Origin of the sequence: Streptomyces sp. NPDC048504 (assembly GCF_043200035.1) — a bacterium.
Taxonomy (GTDB): Bacteria; Actinomycetota; Actinomycetes; order Streptomycetales; family Streptomycetaceae; genus Streptomyces.
Genome location: NZ_JBICXA010000010.1, coordinates 32,957 through 59,069, shown reverse-complemented (window position 1 = coordinate 59,069; position 26,113 = coordinate 32,957). Strand labels below are relative to the sequence as shown.

Genomic DNA, 26,113 nt, shown 5'->3' with positions numbered 1-26,113 from the left:
ACCATCCGCCCGGCGTTGCGAAGTTATGGGGCGCCGGGCACTGCACGCTTCTTGTGAGGCGCCGGAGGCCCCAACTAACGTCTGTGACGCGCCCGTTGGACGTGGGATGTCCGGATGTCCAGACGAATGAAGGGCAGGTAGCACCACCATGCCGTCGAGTCTTCGCGCACGTCTGAGATCCACCCTCACCGCCGCACTCACCCTGGCCGCGCTGCTCATGCTCCCGAGCCACGCGCACGCCACCGCCCAAACCACCTCTCCCAGCCCCGAGTTCGACCAACAGGTCCTCTTCAAGGCTCCCCAGGACGCGGGCTACGCCTGCTTCCGGATCCCGGCCATGGTGAGGACCGACGACGGCACCCTGCTCGCGTTCGCCGAGGGCCGGGTCCTCAACTGCGGTGACGCCGCCGACATCGACATCGTCGTCAAACGCTCCACGGACGACGGTGTCACCTGGAGCCCGCTGCAGGTCGTCAACCACGGCGGCGGCGACACGCACGGCAACCCGGCACCCATCGTGGACCGCAGGACGGGCCGCATCCTGCTCGCCGAGACGTACAACACGGGCCGCACGGACAGCGCCAGTTGCTCGGTCCCCTGCGACCGCACCCCGCACATGCAGTACAGCGACGACGACGGTCTCACGTGGTCGCAGCCGCGTGACCTGAGCGACGAGATCCTGCCCCCGAACTGGAACTCCTGGTACGCCACAGGACCCGTGCACGGCATCCAGCTCACCCATGGCCGGCACAAGGGCCGGCTCGTGTTCGGCGTCAACACCGAGACCTGGGACGGGAGTCGGGTCACCGCGAACAACGCGGCGCTGATCGTGAGCGACGACGGCGGCGACCACTGGAGGATCGGCGCGACCGACTCGTACCCGATCGCGGCCGACGGGACGTGGCGGCAGAAGCCGTCCGAGATGACCCTGACCGAGCGCACCGACGGTTCGATCCTGGTGAGCGGCCGCGAGCAGGACGGAACCGACCTCGGCCACCGTACCCAGGCGGTCAGCCGTGACGGCGGCGACAGTTTCACCGCGCCTTTCCGCGACCTGCCCGACCTGTACGCCCCGCAGGTCCAGTGCTCGACGCTCGGCGTCGGCTCCCGCATCCTGCTGGCCTGCGACGCCGACCCCGACCGCCGCCGCACGATGATGATCCGCTCCTCCTACGACGGCGGCCGCACCTGGGACAGCGTGGACCGCGGCACGGTCGTGACGAAGGACTGGTCGGGCTACTCCGACATGGCGCGCATCGACGGCGACACGGTGGGGCTGCTCTACGAGGGCGGCGCCGTGACCGCGACCGACGAGATCCGCTTCGCCCGCTTCAACGAGGCCTGGCTGCAACCGCGTCGGGGCCCGGACCCGACGACCGCCGACCTCGCCCCGCACGCCCAACGCGCGGCGGTCCTGGGAGGCGCCCAGGAGACCGACGGCGTGTCCGGCGGCGCCCTGTCCTTCGACGGCGTGGACGACGCCGTGCGCCTGCCGTACAGCGACCGACTCCCGCTGGGGACAAAGGACTTCACGGTGTCCCTCTGGTTCCGCTACACCGCCACGACCGGTGATCAGCCGTTCCTGTGGATGGGCGGGGTCGGCACCACCGAACCGCAGGTCTGGCTGCGCGGCGAGCCCGCGGGCAACCACGTCCGGGCGCTGATCACCACCCGGGCCGGCGCGACGACCGTCCACACCATCTCCGTGGTGACCGCCGGCGCCTACAACGACGGCCAGTGGCACCAGGCCGTACTGCGGCGCGGCGGTGGGCAGTTGACCCTGTCCGTCGACGGCACGACGGTGAGCACCGCGGACATCGTGGGCTCGGTCAGCCGCAACTCTCCGTTCGGTGTACACATCGGCCAACGCATGGACAGCATGCAGTACTTCACCGGGTCGATCGACGAAGTCCACGTCTGGGACCGGCTGTTGACGGACGACGAACTGGCCGCGCAGCACCCGTCCCCCGCCGGGACCGTCCTGTGGCTGCCCATGGACCATGTGAGCGGCAGCCACTAACGTCCCGGACGTGCCCGAGGACCGACGAGCACGACAGCGGAGGGGAGCCGGGGTCGGTCTGCTGCTGACCCTGGTTCTCGCCGCCGTGCTGCTCACCGCCCTCCCCGGGCACCACGACCGGAAGGGCGGCGGCGCGTGCACGGCCCGTACGGTGCGCTCCTGGTCTCCGGACGCGAGGCTCACCGACTCCTTCGCCGCGTACGGCGACGACGAGTCCCGCGCCGACGACTGGACCGGCGGCGACGGCACCCACTCGGTGCGGCTGCCGGACGGCCGGGTGCTGTGGCTGTTCTCCGACACCTACCTCGGCCAGGTGTACGCCCCGCCCAACCCGGTCGGCGAGTCGTACACCTGGCGGGACACCAGCGCGCCGCTGGTGCGCAACTCGGCGGTGGTGATGCGGGACGGCCACCCCCAACTCACGCTCCCCGCACCGCTGTTCCTCGATCCCGCCCCGAACGAGTGGCGTTGGCCGGTCGCGGCCCGCGTCGAGCCCCGCTCCCCCGGCTCGCCCGAGTCGGTCGTACGGGTGCTGCTGTGGACGCGGACAGCGGGGGCGTACCCGTGGATCTACGGCGTTCCGATCGCGACCGAGGTCGCCACGCTGTCGCTGCCGGATCTGCGGGTGGAGTCGATCGTGAAGGTCTTCGGCCAGGAGCTGGTCCAGGACCCGTCCCGGCGTGTGCAGTTCGGGACGACGACGGTCGCGGTGGGCGGCTGGACCTACGTCTTCGGCGGGAACGACGCACAGGCCGCGGCCCGGCCGACCTCCTCGGCGTATGTGGCACGGGTGCCGGAGGGACGGCTCGGGGAGCCGGGTGCCTGGGAGTACTGGGACGGCTCGGCGTGGACGACCCGGGCCGGGCCTCGGCCGGTGCTCGGCGATGGTCGACACACCGGCGTGGGCAGCGCGTTCTCGGTGGTGCGGGACGGCGGGACGTACGTCCTGTTCACGATGGCCGCGGGCAGCCGGGGGCTCACCACCGTCACCTCGTACTGGGCCTGTTCGCCCACCGGACCGTGGCACGGCCCGACGAGGAGTTTCAGCCCGCCGCTGCCGCGAGGACAGGTCGCCGCGTACAACCCGCAGGTCCACACGGAGTTGGGCGACGAGGACCGGCTCGTCCTCAGCTACGACGTCAACTGGCTGGACGCGACCGCCACTTCGGCCGCGCTGAACCTCAGCCGGAACGTGTCCCTGTACCGACCGCGGTTCGTGACCCTGCGGTTGGGGCCGCCGGCTCGGTGACCTCGGGCAGCGGATCGCGGGCGCGGCGCTTGGCGATGACCGCGCACACCATCAGCTGCATCTGGTGGAAGAGCATCAGCGGCAGCACGGCCAGCGAGGCGTGGGCGCCGAACAGGACGCTGGCCATGGGCAGTCCGGAGGCGAGGGACTTCTTCGAGCCGGCGAACTGGATGGCGATCCGGTCCTCCCGGTCGAAGCGCAGCGCCTTGCCGCCGTACCAGGTCAGGGTGAGCATCACGGCGAGGACGACGGCCTCGACGGCGAGCAGTCCGGCGAGACGGATCGCGCTGACCTGGTGCCAGATGCCCTGGACCATGCCCTCGCTGAACGCGGTGTAGACGACGAGGAGGATCGAGCCGCGGTCGACGTAGCCGAGGATCTTCTTGTGCCGGGTGATGAACCCGCCCTCCCGTCGCCCACCACCACCCTGCTCGACGCGCTTCGCGCGGCCCCTTTTGACTCCGCAGCGCCGCAGCACCTGCCCGGCCAGGAACGGCACCAGGAGTTGCAGCACGATCTTGAGAAGCGAATCGGCGGAGAAACCACCGCCGCTGCTGCCGAGCAGCGCCGCCGCGAGCAGCGGGGTGACGACGATGCCGGCGAGCGAGGAGAAGGAGCCCGCGCAGATCGCGGCGGGCACATTGCCGCGCGCGATCGAGGTGAACGCGATCGACGACTGCACGGTCGACGGGACCAGGGTGAGAAACAGCAGCCCTTGGTAGAGGGGGTGGGTCAGGATCACCGGGACGAGCCCCCGGGCGGCCAGGCCGAGCAGCGGGAAGACGACGAAGGTGCAGGCCAGGACGGTGGTGTGCAGCCGCCAGTGCTTGAGGCCGTCCAGTGCCTCACGAGTCGACAGGCGCGCACCGTAGAGGAAGAAGAGCAAGGCGATCGCGGCCGTGGACGCGCCCGAGGCGACGTCGGCGCCCGTACCCCTCGCGGGGAGGAGTGCGGCGACGCCCACCGTCCCGAGCAGCAGCAGGATGTAGGGGTCGACCGGCATCCGACGCGGCCATCGCAGGCGTTTCACTGTGCTCCACTGTCTCGCTTGTCTCGCTGTACGTCCGGTCCGTCGTCCGGCGCGGACTCGTGCCCTCCCCATCCTCCTCTCCGGACTCTTGATCGGGAATCCGTCATACCGCTCTGACTGCCATCACGTTTCGCGATAACCGGCTACGATGTATGCCATGTACGACCTCTCCCACCTGCGTACCTTCCTCGCGGTGTCCCAGACGCTGAGCTTCACGCAGGCCGCCCGGCGGCTCGGGCTGCGCCAGTCCACGGTGAGCCAGCACGTGCGGCGCCTGGAGGACGCGACGGGACGGCAGCTGTTCACCCGGGACACCCACTCCGTGGAGCTGACGGAGGACGGCGAGGCGATGCTCGGCTTCGCGCGCCGCATCCTGGAGGTGCAGGAACAGGCGTCGGCGTTCTTCACCGGCACCCGGTTGCGCGGCCGCCTGCGCTTCGGCGCGTCCGAGGACTTCGTCCTCACCCGGCTGCCCGAGATCCTGGAGGGCTTCCGCTACGACCATCCCGAGGTGGACCTGGAGCTGACGGTCGAGCTGTCCGGCACGCTGCACGAGCAACTGGCGGCCGGGAAGCTGGACTTGGTGCTGGCGAAGCGCCGCGCCGAGGACCCGCGGGGCGAACTGGTCTGGCACGACAAGCTCGTGTGGATCGGTGCGGAACGGCTCCGCCTGGACGCGGATCGCCCGGTGCCGCTGATCGTCTATCCGCCGCCCGGCATCACCCGGGCGCTCGCGCTGGAGGCGCTGGAGCGGCAGGGGCGGGCGTGGCGCATCGCGTGCACGAGCGGGAGCCTGAACGGGCTGATCGCCGCGGCCCGGGCGGGGCTGGGGGTGATGGCCCACTCGCGGGGGCTGGTGCCACCGGGGCTGGTGCGGATGCCCGAGCGGGCGGGGCTGCCGGAGTTGGGCGAGGTCGACTTCGTGCTGGTGCACGGGCGGCGGCGGGTTTCGGCACAGGGGGCCGCGGATGCGTTGGCGGCGGCGATTCTGGCGGGTGGGGACCGATTGCACCGGCGCGGCCCGTAGTTTCTGTTTTTCAATGCGGAAAACGTAAGCCGACTTCTACAAGAATGCCGACGTCCATGAATTCCTCGGCCGGCCGTGATGGAATTCCCGACAGCGGGCGGCGCCGCCGGAAGCAGCGCCGCCCGTTATGTCATCGGCGGACGATTCAGGAGAACGAGAACTCTCCTCCGTAATCGGTGTCGTGGTCGCGGTACACGGAGCTGTAGTTGAGCTGGCTGGTGTCGACCACGCCGTCCTTGACCGAGAACTCGATCCAGACACCGGGTCCGTCGATGCGGACGTAGTCGCCCGCGGTGTCCAGTGCGGTGGTGCCCGAGTACGAGATGTAGGTGTCGTCGAGCTCGGACTTGTAGGTGCTCAGGGTGGACGCGGCGGTCGTGTCGTCCGCGGCCTCGACCCACGGCGTGATGGCGTCGAGCACCAACTGCTGCTGGTCGTCGGTCAGTTCGCTGACCGCGAGGCCCTCCTTGGTGTCGGGGAAGTCGCCGTCCTCGTCCGGGCCGAGCACGACGTCGGTGGTGGAGTCGGAGAGCTCCGCCTCCGACAGCTCGTCGTCGCTCAGGCCTTCGAGCATCGACTCCATCCCGTCGTGCATCCCGGACAGGGGTGCGTAGGTGGTGCCGTCGTCGTCGGTCCAGGTGGCGGGTTCCACTCCGGCGAAGTACGGGGTGGTGCCCACGACCTCCCCGTCCTTGTAGGTGAGGTTGACGGCCAACTGGTCGCCGCCGAAGTGCAGTTGCCAGGTGCCGGAGGTGCTCGGGGTGCCCAGGAGGGCGAGGTAGTTGTTGCCGCTGCCGTAGCTGCTGTCGGTCTCGCCGAGGACGTCGTCGGCCGCCAGGATCTGGCTGATCTGGTCGTAGCCGGTGCCGGTCCCGGTGCCCGTGGCCGCCTCGACCACCGCCTCGGCGGCGGCGAGCTGGGTGTCGCTGAGCGTGCTCAGCTCGATGCCGACCCGGCAGTCCGCACCGCACGCCTCGTTCGACCAGGCGATGGCGTTCGCCTGCGTGAAGTCGAGGAGTACGTCGGCCTGTTGGTCGTCGTCCAGGGTCTTCAGGAACGCGTTGGCGGCGTCGACCACTTCCGATACGGACGAGCCCGTGCCGGCCGTGCCCGTGGGCTCGGGGGCGGACGCGGAGGCCGGCGTGGAGGGGGAGGTGGATCCAGGGTTCGTCGGGGAGGTCGATCCGGGGGTGGTCGGGGACGCGCTGGTGGAGGGGTCGGGCGTGACGGAGGCGGCGTTCGCGTTGGCGTACATCGCGCCACCGAGGAGGGTCGTCGCCGCCGCTAAGGCCATGACCACCTTCCGGTGACGTCCCAGCGACCTGCGGTGAGCGTTTTTGGTCTTCAATTCGACATTCCCTTCAGGGGGCTCACCGGAAGGACTTCCGAAGACTAGTTCCAAAAGATCTTTCGGGAAATCCCTGCGGCATCGGTTTGGACGAGCCACAGTCGATCGCCGAACACTGTGATTCCCATCTCCGGGTGCTTGGTTTTGCGCATGATTTATCTTGAACCTACTTTGAGGAGGGCGAGTTGAGGAGAAGCGTCCGATACGTCAGCCGTTTGACCCTGCGCGGGACGTTCTCCGAGCACGTGCTGCGGGCCGCGTGCGCGTCGGGGCTCGACTCGGCGCTCGTGACGGCCGGCCGCGTCGAGACGGCGGAAGTGACGGAATCCGTCGCGCGGACGCTGACCGGGGAGGAGAAGGCGTCACACCGGTGACGTCCCGTCACCGGGACGCCACGGGTAATCGGGTCGTACAGATTCAGTGGAGATTACGGGCCCGAAACCTACGGAACCGTAAGGATTTCTGTCCGACCCTTCCCCTTGTGAGGGCATTTTCCGCTGCTGACCAGTGCGGACATGAACACCGCTCCCTTTCCCACCCCCTCCCGCCCTTCCGCCCGGTGGGGTAGCTTTCACGGCGCTGTAGGGGAGTGCCAACAGGAGCGGGGAGCGGGGTTTGCGCGAGTACAACAACCCTCCGTTGGCGTTGGCACCGCCGGTGGGCGGTCTGGCCGACGTCGTCTTCGAGCGTGCCCAGGACGACCCCCTCCACGTCTCCCTGGGCCGCAAGGACGGGCAGGACGAGTGGCGGGACGTGACCGCCGCCGAGTTCCGCGACGAGGTCCTCGCCCTCGCCAAGGGCCTGCTCGCGCAGGGCATCCGCTTCGGCGACCGGGTCGCGATCATGTCCCGTACCCGCTACGAGTGGACGCTGTTCGACTTCGCGCTGTGGACGATCGGCGCCCAGGTGGTGCCGATCTATCCCACGTCGTCGGCCGAGCAGTGCTTCTGGATGCTGCACGACGCGCAGGTCTCGGCGGCGATGGTCGAGCACGAGGACCACGCGATGACCATCGCCACCGTCATCGACCGTCTCCCCGCGCTGCACCAGCTGTGGCAGCTCGACACGGGCGCCGTGCAGGCGTTGTACGACGCCGGCGCGCACATCGAGGACGAGGTGGTGCACCGGCACCGCCAGGCCGTCACCCCGGACTCGACCGCGACGATCATCTACACCTCGGGCACCACGGGCAGACCCAAGGGCTGTGTCATCTCGCACGGCAACTTCATGTACGAGGCGGACACGGTCATCGACTCCTGGGAGTCCGTCTTCCACTCGAAGAAGGGCGACGAGGTGGCGACCTTGTTGTTCCTGCCGCTGGCGCACGTCTTCGGGCGGATGGTGGAGGTCGCGGCGATCCGCGGCGGGGTCCGCTTCGGCCACCAGCCGCAGCTGAACGCGGCCGCCCTGCTGCCCGACCTCGTCGCGTTCAAGCCGACGTTCATCCTCGCCGTGCCGTACATCTTCGAGAAGGTCTTCAACGCGGCCCGCCGCAAGGCCGAGAAGGACGGCAAGGCCGGGCCGTTCGAGAAGGCCGTCGAGATCGCGGTGAAGTACGCGGACGCCATCGAGGCGAAGGCGTGGGGCACCGGACCCGGCCCCTCGGCGAGCCTGCGCATGCAGCACCAGCTCTTCGACAAACTCGTCTACTCCAAGGTGCGGGCCGCCATGGGCGGCCGGATCCGCAACGCCATGTCCGGCGGGTCGGCCATGGACCGCCGCCTCGGACTGTTCTTCGCGGGCGCGGGCGTCCAGATCTACGAGGGCTACGGCCTCACCGAGTCGACGGCCGCCGCGACCGCCAACCCGCCCGACCGCACCCGCTACGGCACGGTCGGCCAGGCCATCCCCGGTGTCACCGTGCACATCGCGGACGACGGCGAGATCTGGCTGAACGGACCCAACGTCTTCCAGGGTTACCTCAACAACCAGAAGGCCACCGACGAGACCCTGCACGACGGCTGGCTCGCCACCGGTGACCTGGGCTCCCTCGACGAGGACGGCTATCTCACCATCACCGGGCGCAAGAAGGAGATCCTGGTGACCTCCGGCGGCAAGAGCGTCGCGCCCGGGCTGCTGGAGGAGCGGGTGCGGGACCATCCGCTGGTCTCGCAGTGCATCGTCGTCGGCAACGACCGCCCCTACATCGCCGCGCTCGTCACCCTCGACCACGAGGCCGTCGAGCACTGGCTCACCATGCGCGGCAAGCCGCAGATGTCCCCGGCCGAGCTGGTGCGCGACACCGACCTGGAGACCGAGGTGCGGCGCGCGGTGGTCGCCGCCAACACCCTGGTCTCGCAGGCCGAGTCGATCCGCACCTTCCGGATACTGGCCCAGCCGTTCACCGAGGAACACGGTCTGCTGACCCCGTCCCTGAAGCTGAAGCGCAAGGCCATCGAGAACACATACTCCAACGAGGTCGAGGCGCTGTACCGGGCCTGAACTCCCGCTGCCCTAGCCGATGTTCACGCGGAAGATCTTGTCGGATCCGTCCGCCTGGTTTCCGTTGTTGTCGCAGTTGGTGGTCGACAGCCACAGCTGGTCGGCGCCGGGGACCTTGGTGACCGTGCGCAGGCGTCCGTACGTTCCGACGTAGTACGCCGTCGGGGTGCCGACGCTCTCGTTGTCGCCGTTGATGGGGACGCGCCACAGGCGTTCGCCGCGCAGGGACGCCATGTAGACGACGTTGCGGACGATCGCGATCCCGCTGGGCGAGGCCTCGTCGACGTTCCAGGTGGCCTTGGGGTTGGTCATCCCGGCAACGCCGCAACTCCCCTCGCAGGTGGGCCAGCCGTAGTTCGCGCCCGGCTTGATGAGGTTGAGTTCGTCCTTGGAGCTGTTGCCGAACTCCGCTTCCCACAGACGGCCGTTGCGGTCGAAGGCGAGACCCTGCGGGTTGCGATGGCCGTACGAGTAGACGTAGTTGCCGAACGGGTTGCCGGGGGCCGGCTTGCCGTCCGTCGTCATGCGCAGGATCTTGCCGTTGAGGGAGGTCTTGTCCTGGGCGAGGTCGGGTGTCTGGGCCTCGCCGGTGGAGACGTAGAGGTAGCCGTCCGGGCCGAAGGCGAGGCGTCCTCCGTTGTGGTAGCGGTTCTTCTTGATGCCCTGGAGGAGGACCGTGTAGCCGGTGAGGGTGGTGCCGTTGTACGTCATGCGGACGACGCGGTTGCCCTCGGACGCGGTGTGCATGAAGTACACGTAGTGGTTGGTGGCCCACTTCGGGTCGACGGCGACGCCGAGGAGGCCGCCCTCGCCGTTGGTGGTCACCACGTTGGGCACGGTCCCGACCTGGGTCCGGGTGCCGTCCTTGGCCGTCTTCCAGACCCGGAAGTCGTCCCGCTCGGTGACGAGAGCGCTCTGGCCGTCGGGCATCCAGTAGGTGCCCCAGGGGATGGTCCAGCCGGTGGAGAGCGTGGCGATCGACGAGGGGACACCGCCGTCGGTCGCGCAGGCCTTCGTGGTGAAGGTGACGGTGTTGCTCGGCTCGGAGAGGTTGCCGGCCGCGTCACGCGCTACGACGTTCAGCGAGTACGGGCTGTCGCAGGCGAGGCCCGTGAGGGTGGTCGAGGTGCCGGTGGTGACCGTCTTGTAGACGGTGTCCCCGCTGCGGATGTCGTATGCGACAACCGATCGGTCGTCGGTGGACGCGCCCCAGGTGAGGTCGACCGTATTCGATGTGCTGTCGACCGCGGACAAAGTACCGGGCTTGGTCGGCGGGCTGGTGTCGGAGCTGGGTTTCGTCGTGCAGTCGACGACCGGGCTCGCCGCCGAGGCGTTGCCGGCCGCGTCCCGGGCGATGACGGTCAGGTCGTAGGTGGTGTTCGGGGCGAGCCCGGTGAGGGCCTCGCTGGTCGAACTCCCGGGCGTCTCACCGATCTTGTTGCCGTGCTCGTAGAGGTCGTACGCCGTGACGCCCACGTTGTCGGTCGAGGCGCCCCAGGCCAGCGTCAGGCCGTCCTCGCCGATGTCCGGGCAACTCGGCTGGCCGGGACGGGTCGGTGCCTGGCCGTCGGAAGCCGTTCCGACGCTGATGCGGTCGAGGTTGGGGCCTCCGTTCGCGGTGGTCGCGGTGGCCCGGATCTTGTCGGTGCCCGCGGTCAGGGGGACGTTCACGGTCTTCGTCACCCAGGTGTTCCAGTCGGCGGTGGCGGGGAAGGAGACGGCGGTCGCTACGACCGTGCCGTTGACGGAGATGTCCAACGGGCGGTCGGTGGCGGTGCCGTTGGCGTAGCGCAGCGCGACCGACGCGGTGCCGGTAGCGGCGGCGCTCACCGTGAACTCCACATACGAACCAGTGACGTTGGTGTAGTCGACGAAGCCCGTGCCCGTGTAACCGGTGTGGTTGGTGGCCACGGTGCCCTGGACGACGGCGGCGTCCTCGGCCTGGTAGTCGGTGCTCGCCGCGTGCGCGGCAGTGCCGGTGAGACCGGCGAGCGGCGCGGCGAGCGCCAGAGTGAGGGCGAGGGAGAGGATCGGCGTGAGGCCTCGCGTGCCCCGCGCCGGTGTTCTGCCGCGTGTCATGAGTGCCCCCTCAGGGTGCTGTCGACCGGGTTCACACGGATCAGGCGGGTCTCGCCCGGCCGTAGCGTCGCGCTGTACGAGTCCGCGATGGTGCCCTTGTGGGAGCCGGACCAGAGGTCGGTGACGTCGCCGGAGCCGGTGAAGCCGACCTGCGACCAGTTCACGGAGACCGTCGCGCTGCCGGACGTACCGGTGTTGAACAGGGCGACCACGTAGGCGCCGTCGCTCTCGCGTTTGCTCCAGGCCTGCTTCACGCCGCTGTTCACCACGCGTTTCGCGGCGACGCCGTCCTGGTCGACGCCGATGAGGCGGTCGTTGGTGAGCATCGCCTTGTCGACGGTGTCGAGGTGGGTGAGGTCGGTGCCGAGCAGCAGGGGCGAGCCCGCCATCGCCCACAGGGTGAAGTGCGAGCGCCGCTGGTCGGCCGTCAGGCCCACCTGGTCGCCGTTGCCGACCTCCAGGGAGTCCAGGTCGTTCCAGCCGCCCGGACCGGCGTACGGCTGCCAGGAGGCGGCGGTGTTGAAGCGTGCGGAGACGTGCGACCAGTCGGTGAGCGGATAGCCGCTGCCGTTGGCGCCGGGGCCGCAGTAGCACTCGACGTCGCCCTGCGTGCGCCAACTGTTCGCCAGCGAACGCCAGGTGGCGGCATCGGCGATCGGAAGGTTGTTGGACAGCGCGAAGTTGATGGGCCGGCCAGTCGCCCGCAGGGCCTTGTCCCAGGCCTGGACGTCGGGGATGTCGGCGCTGCCCACGCCGTCGATCTTCAGGTAGTCGACGCCCCAGGAGGCGAACTGCTTCGCCCACAAGTTCACGAACTCCTGGGCGCCCGGCTTCCCGTAGTCGATGTAGTACATGTTCTTGCAGTTGTAGTTCTTCTCGGTCCTGGTCGTGTCCGCGATGTCCTTCGCGTGGTACGAGGTGCCCTCGATCGGCGTGTTCGCGGTGACCGCGTTCTTGGCGATGCCCGGGGTGACGTAGAAGCCGAACTTCAGTCCCTTGGAGTGGATGTAGTCGGCCAACGCCTTGATTCCGGACGGGAACTTGGCCGTGTCGACGGCCCAGCGGCCGTAGGAGTCGACCGTGAAGCCGTTGGCGTCGCACTTCTGCCAGAAGTCATCGAGGTTGACGTACACGAAGCCGTGGTTCTTGAGGCCGCTCGACACCAGGGCGTCTGCCTGGGCCTTGATCTTGGCCTCGGTGGGCGTGCGGCGGACATAGCTCCAGCTGCTCCAGCCCATGGCGGGGCGCAGCGACTGGCCGTTGTCGGACATGGGGGTGAGGGTCGCGGGGGTCGCGTAGGACGTGCCGATCCAGGCCTCGTCGATACGCAGCCGCTCGTAGCGGGTGGTGTCGGTCGACGCGGCCCAGGTGGAGTCGACTTCGAGGCGGACGTAGCGGGCGTTGGCCGCGGTGAGGTCAATGCCCTGGATTCCGCGGCGACTTGGGAGCTGCCCGGTCTTGACGGCGCTCCCCCAGTTCGTGCCGTCGTTGCTCAGGAACACCTTGTAGTCCTTGATCCGCGCCGACTGTTCGGTGTCGGAGCGGGCGTAGGCCACGGAGTCCTCGCGCTGGTTGAGCCCGATGTACTGCGTCCTCTTCGAACTGCCCAGGTCGAAGGTGAGGTTGACCGGCAGGGTCTTGCCGTTGTCCCAGTAGGTGAGGTAACTCCCGTCCCCGGCGGCCGAACCCGCGTGCCCGCTCGCCGAGGCGCTCGCGCTCACGGTGACGCCGGACAGAATGCCCTGGCGGCCGGCGGTCGTGACCTTGAAGACGGTGTCGTACGGGTCCCAGCCGCCGAGACCGCTGAGCGTGAGCACTCCACCGGACTGGGACCATGAAATCGCCGCGCCGGTACGGAGGTTGGTGACGGAGGCGATGCGGTAGCCGTTGTCGCGGATGCGCAGGGTGCTGGTGCCGGGCGGGGTCAGGACGTGGACGTACTGGAGGTTCGGGTCGGTCCGGCTGATCGTGGTGACGCCGTGGGCGCCGTCGTTCCAGAAGCCGGGTTTGAGGCCGCCGTACATGTAGCCGCCGCCCTCGGTCCCGTGCAGGGATTCCCAGATGGGGTCGAGGTAGGAGTCGGCGAAGGTGTTGAAGGCGGTCTGGTTCGCCGGGAATCTGCCGTTGACCTGGGCGGTCTCCGCCATCAGCGCCTTGACCGAGGAGCCTGCGTTGGTGACGAGGCGGCCGAGGGTGAGGGCGCGGTCGACGGACGGGTCGGAGCCGTCGTACCACCAGGCTCCGGTCGACGGGAGTTTGAAGTCGGCCTCCGTCAGGCGGGGTTGAGCGGTGTATACAGCCTGCGGGTAATTGTATGCGGGCGACATTCCCGTCTTCTGCTCGTTGCTGATCATGTCCATGATCGGGGTGTCTTCGTTGTTGTTGCTGAGCGTGTAGTTGGGGCGTTTCTGGTAGATCTGCTGGTAGAGGTCGTGGCTCTCCCAGTACGCGTTGTCGTTGTCGATCCAGAAGCCGCCGAGGTCGGGATAGCGGTCCATGACCTCGAAGAAGTTGTCGTAGCTGAACTGCCCGAAGCCGTCCCGGGTGGTCAGGTCGACGTTCTTGCCCTTGTAGGCGGAGTAGGCGGCCGAGTCGAGCCACTCGTGGCCGCCCTCGTCGTGCCACTGCGGGTCGTCGGTCATGTAGAGGACGACCTTCATGCCCTTGGCCTTCGCCGCCGTGATCAGTTCACCGAGGAAGTCCCGCTTGGTGGAGCAGGATCCGGGGATCTTCGAGGGCCAGGGGCGGGCGTAGCCGAGGCGACTGTGGAATGTAGCCAGTACGAGGTATTGCGTATGCAGTTTTCGGGCCTCGTTCACCCAGTAGTCCGGCGTCCAGCCGCCGTTCGTGACATCGCTCTCCCAGCCGGTGCAACTGGTGTGGGCGGGCGCGGTGCGCAGACCCCAGTGCAGGAAGAGGCCGCCGACGGAGTGACGGAGGAAGTCCTGGCGGGGGTTCTCCAGATCGAGGGGCCGGGCAGCCGTGGTTCCGCAGTTCTCCGTTGATCCCGTGCTCGAAACCCGTGGCGCGCCGGCGCCGCTCACGCAGTAGCCGTTCACGTCCTGGAAGCCCATGTCGTACGGCGAGTTGGAGCCGCGCTGGGCGGTGAAGCCCGTGAACCGGATGCCGCTCGCCGCGTTGGCGACGACCGCCGGCCGTCCGTCGTTCGCCGCGAACTTCACCGAGCTGTCGGTGAATTGGACGTTGTCGGCGTTGTGGAGATACCAGCCGTAGGCCGGCCGGGTGCCGATGGCCTTGGGGTTGTAGTCCTTGGGGTCGTTGCTCGGCACGCCGGTGGACATCGTGCCGTTGCCGCCGGGGACGGTGATGTCGACGTTCGTGAACGTGATCCCGTTGATCCGGTGACCGCTCTCGCCCCACAGAGTCGGGCTGAACGAGGGGCTGTTGCCGGTGGCCGTGATGTTGTCGTAGGTGACATCGCTGATCGAGCCGACACCCGGACTGTTGCCGCAGCGTTTGCGGGTGCCGATCTTCTCCATGATCGGTGAGTGGACGCCGGTCATGGTGATGTCGCGGTAGTGGACGTCGGAGATCTTCGCGCCGTCCATGGAGACCATGCCGAGGCCGGACTTGTCGGCGCCCTCGATCCGGATCCTCTGGAACTGGTAGTTCGTGAAGTCGCCGCAGGTCTCGGAGCCGAACATGAGGGCGTTGCAGCACTTGGCCGACAGATACGAATCACTCACCCGCACATGGCCGTTGGGGAGTTTGGCGCCGAGCGCGTAGTCGCTCTTGAAGACGAGTGCGTCGTCGTTCGCCTTGATGCTGGCGTTGGTCACGGTGACGTTCGTCGTGGAGATGACGTTCCAGCCGTCGCGGTCGCTCGCGGTGTCGATGGTCAGGTGGTCCGAGGTGACGTTCTTGCAGCCGTTGACGAGCGCGGCGAAGTGGCCGCCCCGGCGCAGGGTGAGCCCGTCACCGATACGGAGTCCGTCGCAGCGCGTCAGCGACAGGATCTTGTCGGCCTGGCCCGCCTTGGGGTTGCCGGTGACCAGGTTGCCGAGCCCGTCGATGACCCCGCCGCCGACGAAGCCGATGTTGGTGAGCCGGTCGCCGTAGATCATCGCGTCGTGGAAGTGGCTGTGCCCGTAGTCCTGGTACTGGTCGTACGGGTTGGGCTCGGCCGCGTCGTATGTGTCAGCCGACGAGCCCTGGATCGTGGCGCCGGTGTCGACCTGGAGCGTCACGTTGCTCTTCATGTGAATGGTGTTCTTGGACTTGTAGGTGCCGGCGGGGAACCGGACCGTGCCGCCACCGGCCGAATTGGCCGCCGTGATGGCCTTGTTGACGGCCGGGGTGTCGTTGGCTGCGCCGTCGCCCTTGGCGCCGTAGTCGCGGACGTCATACACGACGGCGTGCGGCGCATGCGGTGCGGGATGTGCCGCCGCGAGGGCCGAGGGGTGGGCGAGGCCGAGGACGACGGCGAACGCGAAGAACACACTCGCCGCCCAACTGCGCTGATACGTGGGCGATTTCACGGGGGGTTTCATGGAGCGTGCTCCTCACACGAGCTGGTAGCCGCGGAGATCGGTGAGCAGGAGGTAGGTGTCCTGCAGGGACCCGGAGGTGTCGCCGAGGGAGCGGTAGATGCCCCACTTGGGCCGCACCCGGTCGGCGAGGAAGGTGTCGACGCCGGTCCTCGACTTGTCGATCACCGTCGTGGAACCGGACTTGAGGATCCAGCGGACCGAACCGGCCGTGCCGTCGCCGACCTTGATCTGGAAGTCGACGTCGGTCCACCGGTCGTGCAGCGGATCGAGGCCGGTACGGCCGACCAGGACTCCGGCGACCGGCAGGTTCAACTCGATGGTCTGCACGCCGTTCACGCGGCGCAGGGACTGCACGACGATCGGCGAGGTGCCGTTGCCGGGCTGCTTCATCTGCATGATGTGGGTGAAGGTCGTGGTCGCCTTCAGGGAGCTGGGGATGTACATCGAGTACGTGATCCGCCAGGTCTGCCCCTGGGTCCACTTGAGGTAACTGCCGCCGGTGCGCAGACCGGTGACCTCCTGGCGCTGCCGGTCGGTCGACGTGTCGCGGTCGACCGTATGCATGGTGAAGCGCCAGTTGTCTCCGGTGGCGTAGATGTGCGGGTGCCCGGCCGGGTGCGAGTCGGCGCGGTCGTCCTCGACGGTCTCGAAGGCGCCGAGGCCGTCGCCGGCCGCGGTCGGCGCCCACTTCTGCTGCCAGGAGGCGGCGTGCGCGGGGGCGGCGGCCAAGAGGCCCGTCGCGGTACCGGCCGCTCCGCTCACGGCGGCCCCCAGAAGAGCCCTTCTGGACGTGCTCATGTCACTAATCACCTCGCAGTTGTTCGTTCATGATCAGGAAGGCCCCCAGTCCGTGGAAGTCGTTCACGGCCCGGGTGCGGGCGACGTAGTACGCGTAGTCGCCGACGTTCGTGCCGATGGAGATGTCGGCGAGGTCGGTGCGGCCGTCGGTGCCGACCGAGAGTTGCGCGAGGACGCCCTCGTAGCCGCGCCGGGCGACGTCGGCGTAGTGCCGGTCCAGGTAGCCCTGTTGGGCGCCGCGCGAGAGGGCGTAGGTGAACATGCTGGAGCAGGACGTCTCGGTCCAGTTGTCGCTGCGGGCACCCTTGTCCACGACCTGGAACCAGCGGCCGGTCGCCGGGTCCTGGTACTTCTCCAGTCCGGCCGCCAACCGGCGCAGGATACCGAGGAGTTGGGGCCGTCGCGGATGGTCGGCGGGGAGTGCGTCGAGGACGTTCGTGATGGCCATCGCGTACCAGCCGACCGCCCGGCACCAGTGCTCCGGCGCGAGTCCGGTCACCGGATCGGCCCAGCTCGCGGTGCGCGACTCGTCGTACGCGTGCCTCAACAGGCCGTTCGCGACCTGGAGATGACTGCCGTAGACGTACAACTGCTTGGACGCCTCGTCGTTCGTGTACGCGCTGTCGCCGAACTCCTTGCCGTACTCGACGAGGAACGGGTTCACCATGTAGACGCCGTCCGCCCAGAGTTGATGGGCGCGGCTGCTGCTGTCGGCATGCCAGAAGCCGCCGTCGCCCGTGCGCGGGTAGGTGTCGAGGCGATCGCGGATCTTCTTGGCGGCCTTGCGGTAACGGTCCTGGCCGGTCTCGTGGTGCAGGATCACCAGGAGGCGGCCGGCCTGCATGCTGTCGAGGCTGTCGAAGGACTGGCCGATCGAGCCGTCGCTCTTCACGAAACGGTCGACGTAGCTCTTGATGTAGGTCAGGTAGCGGGCGTCGCGGGTGCGCTTGTAGGTGAGGTACTGGCCGTAGAGGTAGAGGCCGACCGGGTACGACCAGCCGCCGATGGTGCTCGGTGTGTAGCGGGCCGTGGTGGAGTCGACCACGGCCACGGACCAGTCGGGCGCTGCGGCCGGGCGGCTCGCCGCCGCCACCGTTTCGAGCGGCGGGGCCGCCGCGGTCAGGGTGGCGGTGGCGAGGGCTGCCGCGGTCAAGGCCGCTCGTAGTCGTCGGCGTCTCATGTTCCTCCCTTTCGCGTCGGTTCGGTTCGAGTGGGCTGTGCGGGTTCGCCGGCGCGGGCCCGGCGCCCGGGATCACCGCGCCGCCCGTCATTGCTATTGACCGACTGATCAGTCGGTCCAAGCGAAGGAGCACCTGCTCGCCCTCGCAGGTTCGTTCGGCGTGCGGACCCGTGGTCGACGAGGCCTTCACCACACCTTTTCATCCGACGTTTCCTGTATACGATGCGCTGCCTACAAGATCCCGGGCAGCGTCAGCTCGTGTATGCATACCTGCTCTCCTGAGGGGTGGGGAGGTCTCGGAGTCCGAACAGGTGCAGATGTTCACATGGGCGTATCGCGTTCACGGACACGTCCATGGCGTGCTTCAGCGTTGCGGCATGAAGGTCCGCGGTCAATGGTCCGGACCGAAAAAGGTCGGATGCATTTCTCGCCAATCTCCAGCGGACGGCGCCTACTCGCCGGTGGGTCCGGACGGATTTCGCGGTCAGGAATGCGGCGCGGCCCGTGATCGTTGACGATATGAGTACCACCCGACGACTGAAGGATCGAGAGCTCGTGAGCAGCAAGGTCCCCCCGATCATCCTCAACAACGGTGTCGAGATGCCCCAGCTGGGCTTCGGCGTCTGGCAGGTGCCGGACGACGAGGCGGAGCGGGCGGTGGCCACAGCGCTGGAGGCCGGGTACCGCAGCATCGACACAGCCGCGATCTACGGCAACGAAGAGGGCACCGGAAAGGCCATCGCCGCGTCCGGCGTCCCGCGCGAGGACCTCTTCGTCACCACCAAGCTCTGGAACAGCGACCAGGGATACGACGCCACGCTGCGCGCCTTCGACGTCTCGTTGGAGAAGCTCGGCCTGGAGTACCTGGATCTGTATCTGATCCACTGGCCGACCCCGGCCCGGGACAAGTACCTCGACAGCTACAAGGCGTTCGAGAAGCTGTACGCGGACGGCCGCGTGCGCGCCATCGGCGTCTCCAACTTCGAACCCGACCACCTGGCCCGGCTGATCGAGGGCACCTCGGTCATCCCGGCGGTCGACCAGATCGAGCTGCACCCGCAGCTGCAGCAGCGCGCGGCGCGTGAGTACCACGCGGAGCAGGGCATCGCGACCGAGGCCTGGTCGCCGCTCGGCTCGGGCCGCGGTCTGCTGGAGGTCCCGGCGATCGTCGCCATCGCCCAGAAGCACGGCCGCACCCCGGCCCAGGTCGTCCTGCGCTGGCACATCCAGCTGGGCAACGTGGTGATCCCCAAGTCCGTGACGCCGTCGCGGATCAAGGAGAACATCGAGGTCTTCGACTTCAGCCTGGACACCGAGGACCTCGCGGCCATCAGCGCGCTGAACGAGGACCGGCGCCTGGGGCCCGACCCGTCGACGTTCAACGCGGCCTGAAATCAAGGCACATGGGCTGAACCCCAGGTAGTGCGAGCGCCCCGGAGCCTGCCGGCTCCGGGGCGCGTCGTTTTTCCGTGCCGTCGGCCCACTTGGTTCGTACCAGGGTCTTGACGCGAGCATGCAGACGGGTCCACCTTGTTGCGCACCCGGTAAGGAAACTTTCCTAACAGAAGGGTCCCCCACAGTGCGCATGCGAACACTGACCCTCGCCGCGGCCTCAGGCGCCGCCCTGCTCGCCGCCGGAGTGCTCCCCGCGAGTGCCTCCGGCGCCACCCCCAAGTCGGCTCAGGAGGGCTCGGTCAGCGCGGCCGACCTGCTCTCCAAGGTGACGTCCTGCTCGCAGATATCGAACGGCAAGTACCGCACCGACGACGAGACATCGGCCACCATCCCGGTCTGCGGCAAGAACGGCGCCGTGTTCTGGAAGGCCGACATGGACATCGACTGCGACGGCCAGCGCACCTCCAACTGCAACGAGAACGCCGACCCCTGGTACCAGGACGACACGGCGTTCCACCAGTCCAACGGCCAGCCCCTGAAGGCGGATTCACTGCCCTACATCGTGGTGCCCAGCTCCAGCAGCATCTGGAAGTACTCCAGCTACGGCATCAAGGGCGGCGGCGTGGTCGCCGTCGTCTACAACAACAAGGTCGAGTACGCGGTCGTCGGCGACACCGGCCCCACGAACATCATCGGCGAGGCCTCGTACGCCACGGCCAAGGCCCTCGGCATCGACCCCGACCCGGCGACCGGCGGCGCCGACTCCGGCGTGACGTACATCCTGTTCAAGAACTCGACGGTCTCCCCCATCGAGAGCCACAGCGCGGCGGTCTCCCTGGGCGACCAGCTGGCGAAGCAGTTCCTGGCGAACAACTGACGCACGTATGGGGCCTGTTGCCGTTTTCCCCAGCGGCAACGGGCCCCATACGTCTGTCAGTTGGGCTGCCCGATCGGTCGTACGACGACGGTGTTGATGTCGACGCCGGCGGGCTGGCGGATCGCCCAGAGGATGGTGTCGGCGATCTGGTCGGCGGTGAGGAGATGGCCGGGCGGCAGGCTTCCGTTGCCGTCCCAGAACGGGGTCTCCACCCGGCCCGGGGCGACCAGGGTCACCCCGATGCCGAACTCCGTGACCTCGCGCCGGGTGTTCTCGGCGAGACCGGTCATCGCCCACTTGGTCGCGCCGTAGATGTTGCCGGGCGTGTGCACGAACCCGGCGACGCTGCCGATCAGCACGATCCTGCCGTGTGTCTGCTTCAGCGCGTCGACGGACGCCCGGATCAGCAGGGCGGGACCGAGGACGTTGGTCAGCACCATCTCGGTCCACCCGGCCGGGTCGCCCTCGGCGACCGAATCGTGCGTGGCGACACCGGCGTTGGCGACGACCGCGTCGAGCCGCCCGAACTGCTTGAGCGTCGTCTCGACGGCGGCCTGCACCTCGTCGTACTCGGCAGCACTGCCGGGGATCGTCAACAGGCCCTCGGGGTTGCCCAGTTGGGCGGCGAAGTCGTACAGGCGCTGCTCGCTGCGGCCGGTGACGGCCACCCGGCCTCCGGCGCTGAGGAGTTGACGGGCGACGGCGGCGCCGATCCCGCTGCCGCCGCCGGTTATGAGCGCGACGTGAGAGTTGTCGTTCATGGTGATGGTCCCCCCGTGGGTCGGTGAACTCCGCGCAGTCGGAGGGGCAGTTCATCACCTTGAGCAGGCTCGAAGTCAAGCCGTCGAGATCACGGGTCGTCTCAGCCGGCCCGCACCGCCGTGTGCACGGTGTGCGCGGCGAGCACGAACACGTCGGCGCGCTGATGCACACTCGCCGGGTCCTGCGGGTCGACGAGCCGGTCGAGGGCGGCCCGGTCGTCGGCGTCCATCGCCTCGCCGTAGGTGTCGCGCACCCGGGTCAGCCAGGTCGCGACGTAGACGCGGACGCGGTCCGGGGCCGGGGCGGGCAGGTCGAGGAGGAAGCTGCGGCTGCCGGTGTGCTTCAGACCGGCCGAGGTCAGGAGGGCGGGCCAGTCCTCGGTCTCGGTGACGGCGCCGGGGAGGTCGGCACGCATCTGGGCGAACCACTCGGCCTCGATCGCGTCGATCCGCGCCTCCAGTCCCGGGCGGCCGATGCCGAAGTCGCGGGGCAGGAACCGGGAGGGCAGGCCGCCCTCCATGATCGCGAGGGTGCCGCCGGGCGCGAGCCGCTCCGCGAACGCGGCGAGACCGGCCCGCTGGTCACCAAGGTGATGCAGACTGCGGCCGGCCCACATGAGGTCGGCGGGGTACTCCAACTGCCCCAGGACCTCGGGCAGTTCACCGGTCAGCGTGCCGAAGCGGTCACCGAAGCCCAGTCGGTCGGCGCGGGCACGGGCGCGCTCCAGGAGCGGTTCGGAGAAGTCCACCGCGACGACCCGGGCCCCCGGGAACGTCTCCGCGAACAGACACGCGACCACACCGGGTCCGCTGCCCACGTCGACGATCAGCCCCGGATCCGTCCGCTCCTTCGCGAGCCACGCCATCGCCCGCTCGTACAAGGGTGAGAACAGCTCCGCCTGCGTCTCCAGCAGGGGGCCCATGACGGCCCAGTCGATGTCGGTGTGGTCGTGGTGGTGTGCGTGCTTCTCGTTGTGGTCGTGCGCCATGGTGGTCACCCTCTCGTCCGCGTGCCGTCAGCCTGCGCCGACGCACCGTCCGGCGGCCACTTCCGTTGCCGAAGCGGCAAAAAATGAGGTGCGGAACAGGTCGTCCGTCGCCGAGCATGCCCGTATGGACGACACGGCCGACGTGATGGTGGAACGCTTCCTCGAAGACGGGTTCGTGAAGATCGAGGGCGCCTTCCCACCGCGGGTCGCCGAGGACTGCGCGCGGCTGCTCTGGAGGGAGACGGGTTACGCCCCGGAGGACCCCGGCACCTGGAAGGACCCCGTGGTCTGGGTGGGCGACATGGCCCAGGGACCGTTCGCCGCGTCGGTCAACTCCCCGGCCCTGCACGAGGCGTTCGACCTCCTGGTGGGCGCCGGCCGATGGCAGTCCCGCTACTCGGTCGGCAACTTCCCCCTGCGCTTCCCGCACCCGACGGAACCGGACGACGCCGGCTGGCACATCGAGGGCAGCTATGTAGCTGAGGGAGCGGAGCACGAGTGGCCGTACACGAATCTGGTCTCGCGCGGCCGGGCCCTGCTGATGCTCTACACCGAGGTCACGGAGGAGAACGCGCCGACGCGCATCCGGGTCGGCTCCCACCTCGACGTCCCACGCGTCCTCGAACCGTACGGCGAGAAGGGCGCCTCGTCGCTCACACTCGGCCCGAAGGTGGCCGAGGCATCCGCCGGGCGCCCCCTCGCGCACGCCACCGGCAACCCCGGCGACGTCTACCTCTGCCACCCCTTCCTGGTCCACGCGGCCCAGCCCCACCATGGCGACCACCCCCGTTTCATGGGCCAGCCACCGTTGATGCCGGCGGTGCCGTACGAGTTGGAACGGTCCAACGGCAACTATTCGGTGGTGGAGTTGGCGATCCGCCGGGCCCTGTCGAACGAAGGTTGACCCCCGCGCCCCTCTTTAGGGGCGCGGGGAACTGCGCGACCAGCCACATACGGCCCGCAGCTAAAAACGCGACGCAATCAACGGCACCTACAGCGGCGGGTACGCGTTGGCCATCAGCTGCTGGAACTGCGCAGAGAACCAGTGCCCCGACAGCGGAGCGTTCGGCAGCGCACCCGACATGTTGTTGCCGTTACGAGCGTTACCCGTGTACGTCGGATCGCACATCCGGTCGAACCCCTTGCCCTCGTCGTTCGCGATGGCCGTGCTGGACCCGTCGGACTCACCCGGCGGCTTCATCCACACATACGCGTCGATCCCGGTCGCGGGGGCGGCCTGCGGCCGCTCGCCCAGACCCGCACCGGACTGGTTGCACCAGTTCCCGACCTGGATCCGGCGGTCGTAGCGTCCGCCGTCAACATACGTGTCCACACTGGTGGTTGCACCAGGACCGGTAGGCCGGGCCGAACCGCCCCAGCCGTTCCGCGACGTGTCGATCAGCATGCCGATACCGGAGTTGAAGCCCACGGACACCAACTCGTTGCGGAATGCCTGGGCGTACGACTGCTCGTCCACGTAGCGGTTCCAGTCGACCCACTTGGACTGGCGCACGGAGACGCCGCCCACGCTGTCGTTGATGGTGAAGTTGTTCTCCTTCAGGGCGCTGTAGTTGGCCGTGTTGGTGATGAAGCCGGCCACGTCGTTCACGGTCGCGCCCTCGGCGTTCGCGGCCTGGTAGAAGAGGTTCGCGGAGGGGGCGAAGTTGTCGTCCCAGCCGAGCCAGCCGTGGTGTCCGGCGTCGATGTAGTTGTAGACGTTGGGGATCGCGCCGAGCTTGTTCAGCGCGTAGCCGACGCCCTTCACGTAGTTGCCGTTGGCGAGCATCGTGTCGCACTGCGGGGTGGCGGTGGCCTTGCTGCCGGTGTTGGTCACGAGGTTGGGCAGCGAGTCGATCTCGATCGTGGTGACGATCCGCAGCGAGGCGTACTTGCTGTCGGCGAGGATCGCGGCGATCGGGTCGATGAACTCGCTCTCGTAGCGGCCGATTTCGGTCGGGCCGAGCTCACCGTTGGAGGCGAGGGCCGCGCAGTCGCGCCCGGGGAGGTCGTAGACGACGAGTTGGACGACCTCTTCGCCGGTGCCCTTCTGGGCGAGCGCCGCGTCGAGGTGGGCGCGCAGGCCCATCCCTCCGTTGACGCCGTTGATGGCGGCGATGCGGTCGAGCCAGACGCCGGTGGGCTGGCTGGAGACGCGGCTGCCACCGGTCTCGGCCGCGGCCTTCGCGGACCACTCCGGGTTCACGTACACCTTGGCGCCCGCGTACGGGTTGTCGACCCGCCCGCTGGGATCGGTGCCGCCACCGCCCCCTCCCCCGCCGCTGCCGTCGTCGACGTTGCAGGTCACGCCGTCGAGGGTGAAGGTGGTCGGCAGCGCGTTGGTGCCGCTGTAGGAGGCGTTGAAGCCGAAGCTGACCGAACTCCCGGTCCCCAGGCTCCCGTTGTAGGTCTCGTTGGCCGCCGTGACGGCGGTCCCGCTCTGGCTGATCTTCGCGTTCCAGCCGCTGGTGATCTTCTGGTTACCGGCGTACGACCACTTCGCGGCCCAACTCGACTTCACGGCCCCGTTGTTGGTGATCGTGACGGCGGCGGTGAAGCCGGTGTCCCACTGGTTCTGCACCTTGTAGTCGACGCTGCAGGGGATCGCGGCGATGCCGACGTCCGCCGAGGGAGCGGCGGCGACCGCCGTCCCCGAGGCCCCGGCGACGAGCACCAAGGCAGCGAGCAACGCTGTTCTGGTACGGCTCATGAGTGCGGGTTTCCTTGTCTGTGAAGGAAGTTGGTTGCGGGTGCTGTCGGTCTGGCTGAGGGCGCCTATCCGTTGAGGGCGCGCAGATGGTCGCGCAGCCCGATGCCGTACGCGGTGGGTGTACCGGCGTAGTCGGAGATCAGTGACGGACCCGCGGAACAGTCCCAGGTGTTCCAGGTCCAGCCGAGATACGAGAGCCCGCGGTCGTCGAACCACTTCATGACCTGGTCGACGAAGGCGTGCGAGCAGGTGTTCTCGCCGATCTCCCCTGCCACCAGCGGCACTTGGGCCGCGACGGGGGCGAGGGTGGAGTTCCAGCAGCTCTCGCTCGCGCAGGTGTTGAAGTTGTACACGTGGTACGCGGCGACGAGATTGCCGGTCGGATCGGTGGGCTTGTACGTCAGCCACTGGCTCAGGTCGTTCGAGTACGCGAGCCCGCCGGCCATGATCACGTTCTTGGCGCCGGTGGACCGTACGGAGTCGACGAGATCCTGCATACCGGCGACCTCGTACCCGATGCCGGGGCAGGTGCCGCCATCCCGCCAGCACTCCCACGCCTGGGTGGTCGTGGAGGTCGCGCGGTCCGGGTAGGGCTCGTTGAACAAGTCGAACGCGACGGCCTGGTCACCCTTGAAGGTGCTGGCGACCGAGGACCAGAACGACGGTGAGTACTGCGCGTCCGGCATCGGCTTCTGGCAGGTGGCGTGCACGTCGGAGCAGCCCGCCGAGTTGCCGGTGTACTGCCCGTAGGTCCAGTGCAGTTCGACGATCGGCGTCATGCCGTGCGCCTCGACCTTCGCCACCAGGTCCTTCACGGCGGCGATGTAGTTGGCGCCCGCGTACTCGGGCTTGATGTTCGAAAGGCCCAGCCAGCACTCCTCGTTGAGGGGAATGCGGACCACGTTCGCCTTCCAGTCGGCGATGGCCGCGACGGCCGCGTCGTCCACCGGGCCGTCCCAGATGCCGTAGCCCTGCACGCACATGAACTCGCCGCCGGACCGGTTGACGCCGAGCAGACGGCGGTTGGTGCCGTCGGCGTCCACGAGCTTGTTCCCGGAGACGTGCAGTGCGGGTGCTGTGCCGCTCGGCGGCGGTGAGGTCGGCGGGGGCGACGTGGGTGGTGTCGGCTCCGCATCGACGTTGCAGGTCGTGCCGTTGAACTTGAACGCGGACGGTACGGCGTTGCTCCCCGACCAGTTGGCGAGGAACCCGGCGCTGACGCTCGCGCCGGTGCCGAGCGAGCCGTTCCAGCTCTCGTTGGCGGCGGTGACCGTCGTACCGGACTGGGACCACTTGGCGTTCCAGCCCTGGGTGACCTTCTGGCCGCCGGCGAAGTCGAAGCTGAGGCTCCAACTGCTCACCGGTGCCATGTTGTTGGTGATCTGCACTGCACCTTGGAATCCGGTGTCCCACTGGCTGGTGACCGAGTACTCCACCGTGCACGCGGGAGTGGCGCCGGACGCCGTGACCACCGGAACGACCATGGCCCCGACAAGGGCGGTCGCGCCGGCCACGGCTAAAAGCATTGAACGCGGGGGGTGTCGCATGAGCGAGTCCTTGCAGCTCGGACGCGTCGCACGGACGCGTCGACTGACGGATTCGCTCCCACTGGTGTCCAGGAAGGTAGCGCCAAGTGACGGCAAAGGACAGGGGAGTCACAGACTTTCGCTGACTTTCCCTCAACCCACGTCCGTCGAATC

At 68.5% G+C, this 26,113-nt stretch carries 18 protein-coding genes; 8 read left to right on the top strand and 10 right to left on the bottom strand.

What is annotated here, in order from left to right:
- Nucleotides 1-148 precede the first annotated feature (148 nt).
- Together ACGFY9_RS24895 and ACGFY9_RS24890 are read left to right on the top strand one after the other, a co-directional pair.
- On the top strand, nt 149-2,020 hold the full coding sequence (locus ACGFY9_RS24895) for an exo-alpha-sialidase (protein WP_393757522.1): 1,872 nt from the start codon (nt 149-151) through the stop codon (nt 2,018-2,020).
- Between the two features lie 10 nt (nt 2,021-2,030).
- Nucleotides 2,031-3,269, top strand: a complete 1,239-nt coding sequence (locus ACGFY9_RS24890; RefSeq protein ID WP_393757520.1) for a DUF4185 domain-containing protein — start codon at nt 2,031-2,033, stop codon at nt 3,267-3,269.
- On the opposite strand, the gene ACGFY9_RS24885 is transcribed toward ACGFY9_RS24890, so the two are convergent.
- On the bottom strand, nt 3,202-4,272 hold the full coding sequence (locus ACGFY9_RS24885) for a bile acid:sodium symporter family protein (protein ID WP_393757518.1): 1,071 nt from the start codon (nt 4,270-4,272) through the stop codon (nt 3,202-3,204). The genes ACGFY9_RS24890 and ACGFY9_RS24885 overlap by 68 nt on opposite strands.
- 184 nt (nt 4,273-4,456) lie before the next feature.
- Between ACGFY9_RS24885 and ACGFY9_RS24880 the strand changes: the two genes are divergently transcribed.
- Nucleotides 4,457-5,326 (top strand): LysR substrate-binding domain-containing protein, encoded by an 870-nt coding sequence (locus ACGFY9_RS24880; RefSeq protein ID WP_328676604.1) that lies wholly within the window; start codon nt 4,457-4,459, stop codon nt 5,324-5,326.
- A 145-nt stretch (nt 5,327-5,471) separates the two neighbouring features.
- Here the strand turns inward: ACGFY9_RS24880 and ACGFY9_RS24875 are convergent, their stop codons facing one another.
- Nucleotides 5,472-6,620 (bottom strand): DUF3500 domain-containing protein, encoded by a 1,149-nt coding sequence (locus ACGFY9_RS24875; RefSeq protein WP_393757516.1) that lies wholly within the window; start codon nt 6,618-6,620, stop codon nt 5,472-5,474.
- 239 nt (nt 6,621-6,859) lie between these two features.
- Between ACGFY9_RS24875 and ACGFY9_RS24870 the strand changes: the two genes are divergently transcribed.
- Nucleotides 6,860-7,048, top strand: coding sequence for a hypothetical protein (locus tag ACGFY9_RS24870; protein ID WP_393757514.1), 189 nt, complete (start codon nt 6,860-6,862; stop codon nt 7,046-7,048).
- A 241-nt stretch (nt 7,049-7,289) separates the two neighbouring features.
- A complete protein-coding gene (locus ACGFY9_RS24865; RefSeq protein WP_393757512.1) occupies nt 7,290-9,116 on the top strand; it encodes an AMP-dependent synthetase/ligase in 1,827 nt (608 codons plus the stop codon).
- Nucleotides 9,117-9,128: 12 nt separating this feature from the next.
- Here the strand turns inward: ACGFY9_RS24865 and ACGFY9_RS24860 are convergent, their stop codons facing one another.
- Genes ACGFY9_RS24860 through ACGFY9_RS24845 form a run of 4 tightly spaced genes read right to left on the bottom strand, consistent with a single transcriptional unit; the run spans nt 9,129 to nt 17,684 of the window.
- The gene (locus ACGFY9_RS24860) at nt 9,129-11,195 is read right to left on the bottom strand and encodes a PQQ-dependent sugar dehydrogenase (protein ID WP_393757510.1); all 2,067 of its coding nucleotides are present in this window, start codon (nt 11,193-11,195) and stop codon (nt 9,129-9,131) included.
- Complete coding sequence (locus ACGFY9_RS24855) at nt 11,192-15,706, bottom strand: glycosyl hydrolase family 28 protein (protein ID WP_393757509.1); 4,515 nt, start codon at nt 15,704-15,706, stop codon at nt 11,192-11,194. The genes ACGFY9_RS24860 and ACGFY9_RS24855 overlap by 4 nt, the downstream gene beginning before the upstream one ends.
- Before the next feature lie 12 nt (nt 15,707-15,718).
- Nucleotides 15,719-16,504, bottom strand: a complete 786-nt coding sequence (locus tag ACGFY9_RS24850) for a Tat pathway signal sequence domain protein (protein ID WP_393757507.1) — start codon at nt 16,502-16,504, stop codon at nt 15,719-15,721.
- Nucleotides 16,505-16,508: 4 nt separating this feature from the next.
- Nucleotides 16,509-17,684: a glycoside hydrolase family 105 protein gene (locus ACGFY9_RS24845; protein WP_393757505.1), complete on the bottom strand. Its 1,176-nt coding sequence runs from the start codon at nt 17,682-17,684 to the stop codon at nt 16,509-16,511.
- A 555-nt stretch (nt 17,685-18,239) separates the two neighbouring features.
- On the opposite strand from ACGFY9_RS24845, the gene ACGFY9_RS24840 reads away from it, so the two are divergent.
- Together ACGFY9_RS24840 and ACGFY9_RS24835 are read left to right on the top strand one after the other, a co-directional pair.
- The gene (locus ACGFY9_RS24840; protein ID WP_393757503.1) at nt 18,240-19,076 is read left to right on the top strand and encodes an aldo/keto reductase; all 837 of its coding nucleotides are present in this window, start codon (nt 18,240-18,242) and stop codon (nt 19,074-19,076) included.
- A 187-nt stretch (nt 19,077-19,263) separates the two neighbouring features.
- Entirely contained in the window at nt 19,264-19,956 is a 693-nt protein-coding gene (locus ACGFY9_RS24835; RefSeq protein WP_393757501.1) for a glycoside hydrolase family 75 protein, read from the top strand.
- Nucleotides 19,957-20,012: 56 nt separating this feature from the next.
- On the opposite strand, the gene ACGFY9_RS24830 is transcribed toward ACGFY9_RS24835, so the two are convergent.
- Nucleotides 20,013-20,717: an SDR family oxidoreductase gene (locus ACGFY9_RS24830; protein ID WP_393757499.1), complete on the bottom strand. Its 705-nt coding sequence runs from the start codon at nt 20,715-20,717 to the stop codon at nt 20,013-20,015.
- A gap of 101 nt (nt 20,718-20,818) precedes the next feature.
- Complete coding sequence (locus tag ACGFY9_RS24825; protein WP_393757497.1) at nt 20,819-21,706, bottom strand: class I SAM-dependent methyltransferase; 888 nt, start codon at nt 21,704-21,706, stop codon at nt 20,819-20,821.
- A gap of 124 nt (nt 21,707-21,830) precedes the next feature.
- Between ACGFY9_RS24825 and ACGFY9_RS24820 the strand changes: the two genes are divergently transcribed.
- Nucleotides 21,831-22,610, top strand: a complete 780-nt coding sequence (locus ACGFY9_RS24820; protein ID WP_393757495.1) for a phytanoyl-CoA dioxygenase family protein — start codon at nt 21,831-21,833, stop codon at nt 22,608-22,610.
- A gap of 87 nt (nt 22,611-22,697) precedes the next feature.
- Here the strand turns inward: ACGFY9_RS24820 and ACGFY9_RS24815 are convergent, their stop codons facing one another.
- Together ACGFY9_RS24815 and ACGFY9_RS24810 are read right to left on the bottom strand one after the other, a co-directional pair.
- Complete coding sequence (locus ACGFY9_RS24815; protein WP_393757493.1) at nt 22,698-24,413, bottom strand: glycoside hydrolase family 6 protein; 1,716 nt, start codon at nt 24,411-24,413, stop codon at nt 22,698-22,700.
- 65 nt (nt 24,414-24,478) lie between these two features.
- Nucleotides 24,479-25,960, bottom strand: a complete 1,482-nt coding sequence (locus ACGFY9_RS24810; RefSeq protein WP_393757491.1) for a cellulase family glycosylhydrolase — start codon at nt 25,958-25,960, stop codon at nt 24,479-24,481.
- Between the last annotated feature and the right edge of the window lie 153 nt (nt 25,961-26,113).